General features: G+C 65.3%; 3 protein-coding genes and 1 pseudogene. 3 read left to right on the top strand and 1 reads right to left on the bottom strand.

The features are described 5' to 3' along the window. Positions 1-278, top strand: a pseudogene (locus JNN06_RS01120) (hypothetical protein); the annotation flags it as partial. Here JNN06_RS01120 and JNN06_RS01115 read toward each other — a convergent pair. Next, a complete protein-coding gene (locus tag JNN06_RS01115) occupies positions 227-910 on the bottom strand; it encodes a TetR/AcrR family transcriptional regulator (RefSeq protein ID WP_291237756.1) in 684 nt (227 codons plus the stop codon). The pseudogene JNN06_RS01120 and the gene JNN06_RS01115 sit on opposite strands and share 52 nt — an antisense overlap. A gap of 122 nt (positions 911-1,032) precedes the next feature. Between JNN06_RS01115 and hpbA the strand changes: the two genes are divergently transcribed. Beyond that, entirely contained in the window at positions 1,033-3,069 is a 2,037-nt protein-coding gene (gene hpbA / locus JNN06_RS01110; RefSeq protein ID WP_291237755.1) for an N-methyl-L-proline N-demethylase HpbA, read from the top strand. 14 nt (positions 3,070-3,083) lie between these two features. After that, on the top strand, positions 3,084-3,431 hold a 348-nt coding region (locus tag JNN06_RS01105; protein WP_291237757.1), incomplete at its 3' end, for an alcohol dehydrogenase catalytic domain-containing protein.

Raw genomic sequence — 3,431 nt, 5'->3', positions numbered from 1 at the left:
ACACGGTGGAAAATCTGGCCGCGGCCCGCCATGCCGCGGCGCTGGTCGAGGGCATCACGGCGCTGAAATCCCTCCCCGGCATCGCTGCGCTGCACGAGGCCGCCTGCCGCTGGCACAGCGCCCGCGCTGCCGCGCTGCTGGGCACCCATCGCGGCTATCGGCTGTTTTGCGATTGTCTGCATGCCGCCGATTCGGCGGCGCTGCCCTTGCCGCTCGCCATGGCGCTTTACGCCAAATTCGCGCAATTGCCCCCGGAGGAGGCCAAGGACGCGGGCTGATCGCCAAAGTGCGCCCGAAACCGCGCCAGCTCGCGCGGTGCGGGCGCTTGGCCGGTATAGATCTTTACATAATGCGGGATGCGGGTCAGGCGGGTCTCCAGGTTCTCCTCTGCCCGCATGAAGATATAGCCGATCTGCGTCAGATAGATGGTGCGCGCGCGCACATCGGCATCCTGCGCGCCATGGCCCCAGCGCGCCAGCATGTCCTGCAAGCCTGCAAGCCGCTGCCGGTCTGCCGCCTCGATCTGCGCCAGAATCACCGCATCCTGCAACCCCCAGCCGCGCATGGCAAATTCCAGCTTGGCGTCAAAGGTCTCGGGCCGCAGGAAACAGCCGATCACGTTCAGCATCGCCTCGGTTTCCGTCTCGGCATATTCGGTGCAGGCGGCGGTCAGCGGCAGGGTGGTGCGCGCCGCCCACATTTCGGCCAGCGCGGCCAGCAGCGCGTCGCGATCCTTGAAAAACCAGTAAAAGCTGGTGCGCGAGAGGCCCAGCCGCTCGGCCAGCGGCATGATTTTCACCGCCTCCACGCCCTCATGCACCAGCATGTCATAGGCGGCCTCCAGCCAGCCCTCGCGCGAACCGCGCCAGCCGGTTTCAGATTTCGTGTCGGATGTCGCCTTGCGTGCCATGGCCCGACCATAGGCCCATGCCGCCGCAACCGCAATAATGTTCACCTCTGAATGCAATCTTGACACAAGTGAACATTTTACCGATGATCCGCCCAGCACCCTATCCCGGAAGGCAGCCCGCCATGTCGAACGATCCCCTGTTGCAGCCCTATCAGCTGAAGCATCTGACCCTGCGCAATCGCATCATGATCACCAGCCACGAGCCGGCCTACCCGGAAGATGGCATGCCGAAGGGCCGCTACCGCGCCTATCATGTCGAACGCGCCAAGGCGGGCGTGGCGCTGACCATGACCGCCGGTTCGGCTTCCGTCGCGCGCGACAGCCCGCCGGTGTTCAACAACATTCTCGCCTGGAAGGACGAGGTGGTGGGCCACATGAAACAGCTGGTCGATGAGTGCCACGATCACGGCGCCGCTGTGATGATCCAGCTGACCCATCTGGGCCGCCGCACCCGCTGGGACAAGGCCGATTGGCTGCCGGTGGTGGCCCCCAGCCACGAGCGCGAGGCCTCGCACCGCGCCTTCCCCAAGCGGATGGAGGATTGGGACATCACCCGCATCATCGGCGATTTCGCCGACGCCGCCGAGCGGATGAAGGCCGCGGGCGTCGACGGGATCGAGCTGGAGGCCTATGGTCACCTGCTGGAGCAATTCTGGTCGCCGCTGACCAATGATCTGGAGGCGCCCTATGGCGGCAGCCTCGACAACCGCCTGCGCTTTACCTTCGACGTGCTGCGCGCCATCCGTGCCCGCTGCGGCGAGGATTTCATCGTGGGCCTGCGCTATACCGGCGATCAGGATCTGCCGGGCGGGATGAGCGCCGCCGAGGGGATGGAGGTCAGCCACAAGCTGAAGAACTCCGGCCTGATCGACTTCCTGAACGTGGTGAAGGGCCATATCGACACCGACCCCGGCCTGACCGATCTGATCCCGATTCAGGGTATGAAAAACGCGCCGCATCTGGATTTTGCGGGGGAAATTCGCGCCGCCACCGGCTTCCCGGTGTTCCATGCCGCGAAAATCCCCGATGTGGCGACCGCGCGCCACGCCATTGCCAGCGGCAAGCTGGATATGGTCGGCATGACCCGCGCCCATATGGCCGATCCGCATCTGGTGCGGAAGGTGATCGAAGGCCGCGAGGATGACATCCGGCCCTGCGTCGGGGCGAACTATTGCCTTGACCGGATCTATCAGGGCGGGCTGGCCTTCTGCCTGCACAACGCGGCCACCGGGCGTGAGGAAACCATGCCCCACACCATCCCCGCCGCCGCCACGCCCAAGCGCATCACCATCGTCGGCGCAGGCCCCGCCGGGATGGAGGCCGCCCGCGTCGCCGCCGAGCGTGGCCATGCCGTGACCGTGTTCGAGGCCGCCGACCAGCCGGGCGGGCAAATCCGCCTCACCGCGCAGGATGAACGCCGCCGCGAGATGACCTCGATCATCGCCTGGCGCTTTGACCAATGCGAAAAGAAGGGCGTCACCTTCAAATTCAACACCTTCGCCGATGCCGCCGATGTGCTGGCCACCAACCCCGATGAGGTGATCATCGCCACCGGCGGCCTGCCCCATACCGAGGTGCTGGGCACGGGCAATGATCTGGTGCATTCGGCCTGGGACATCCTGTCGGGCGATGTGAAGCCCGGCCAGAATGTGCTGATCTTTGACGATGCCGGCGATCATGCGGGGCTGCAAGCCGCCGACCTGATCTCTGCCACCGGCGCGCGGGTCGAGATCGTGACCCCGGATCGCAGCTTTGCGCCCGAGGTCATGGCGATGAACCTTGTGCCCTATATGCGCAACCTGCAAGGTCGCGATACGACCTTCACCGTGACATGGCGGTTGATGGGCGTCGCGCGCGAGGGCAACCAGTTGCGCGCCACCTTGGGCAGCGATTACGGCAGCGTGACGCGCGAGCGGTTGGTGGATCAGGTGATCGTGAACCACGGCACCCGCCCCCTGGACGAGCTGTATTTCGAGCTGAAACCGCAATCCTCCAATCTGGGCGAGGTGGATTACGAGGCGCTTTCGACCGGTAGCCTGCAAACCATCACCCGCAACCCCGGCGCGAGCTTCCGCCTGTTCCGCATCGGCGATGCCGTCGCCGCCCGCAACACCCATGCCGCCATCTATGACGGCCTGCGTCTGGTGAAAGACCTGTGACCATGAGCAAAACCATCCGCACCCGAGCCGCCGTCGCTGTTGCCCCCGGCCAACCGCTTGAGATCATGGAGGTGAACCTCGAAGGCCCGAAATGGGGTGAGGTTCTGGTGGAGATCAAGGCCACCGGCATTTGCCACACCGACGAATTCACCCTCTCGGGGGCTGACCCGGAGGGGTTGTTTCCGGCGATCCTTGGCCATGAGGGCGCGGGCGTGGTCATTGAATGCGGCCCCGGCGTCACCACGCTGAAACCCGGCGATCACGTCATTCCGCTCTATACGCCGGAATGCCGCCAATGCCCCTCCTGCCTCAGCCAGAAAACCAACCTCTGCACCTCGATCCGCGCGACGCAAGGCCAGGGC

This window comes from Gemmobacter sp. (genome assembly GCF_016792925.1).
Taxonomy (GTDB): domain Bacteria; phylum Pseudomonadota; class Alphaproteobacteria; order Rhodobacterales; family Rhodobacteraceae; genus Gemmobacter.
Note: the sequence above shows the minus strand (reverse complement) of the source record. Positions and strands in the feature narration are given on the sequence as shown.

Excerpts from the sequence above, each read along its gene's own strand:
- JNN06_RS01115 (WP_291237756.1), bottom strand. The coding sequence starts at position 910 with ATGGCACGCAAGGCGACATCCGACACGAAATCTGAAACCGGCTGGCGC.
- hpbA (WP_291237755.1), top strand. The coding sequence starts at position 1,033 with ATGTCGAACGATCCCCTGTTGCAGCCCTATCAGCTGAAGCATCTGACC.